The 620-nt window shown below is 65.0% G+C and carries 1 pseudogene; it reads left to right on the top strand.

Annotation, left to right across the window (positions count from 1 at the left end):
* Positions 1-86: 86 nt before the first annotated feature.
* Positions 87-620: pseudogene (locus NKJ84_RS33110) on the top strand (IS630 transposase-related protein); the annotation flags it as partial.

The raw sequence follows: 620 nt of genomic DNA, 5'->3' as shown, positions 1-620 counted from the left end.
AGAGCACGTCCGGGGTTCGATGAATCGATTGTGATGTGACGCGAATCGGTTTGACTGATTCAACGTCCACTTTATGGAGGTTGACGATGGCGAGAGCACTTGGTGAGGATCTGCGGTCACGTGTCGTGAAGGCGGCGGGTGAAGGAGCATCGGCCCGCCAGGCAGCGGCTCGGTTCGGTGTCGGGATATCGAGCGCGATCCGCTGGATCGGCAGAGCCCGGAGGGGCGGGACGACGCCGCGGCCGCAGGGACGACGGCGCGGCTCGCGTCTCGACGCCCATGCCGACTTCATCGTCGGGATGATCGAGGAGCGCAAGGACATCACGCTGAACGAGATGGTGGAGCAGCTCTTGGCCGAGCGGTCCATGCGCATCGGCCGCAGCACGTTGAGCTACTGGCTGCGGGGGCACGGCTGGACGTTCAAAAAAGTCCGCACACGCACTGGAGCAAAATCGTCCCGACATTCTGAAGCGCCGGCGTGCCTGGTTCGACGGCCAGCTCGACCTCGATCCGGCAAAGCTCGTCTTCATCGATGAGACCGGGCTGTCGACCAAGATGGCTCGCCTGCGCGGAAGAGCGCCGCGCGGCGAACGCTGCCGGGCAGGCGTGCCGCACGGCCA

The organism is Mesorhizobium sp. M0048, assembly GCF_040323405.1.
GTDB lineage: Bacteria > Pseudomonadota > Alphaproteobacteria > Rhizobiales > Rhizobiaceae > Mesorhizobium.
The sequence above is the reverse complement of the archived record's forward strand: the minus strand, read 5'-3'. Positions and strand labels throughout refer to the sequence as shown.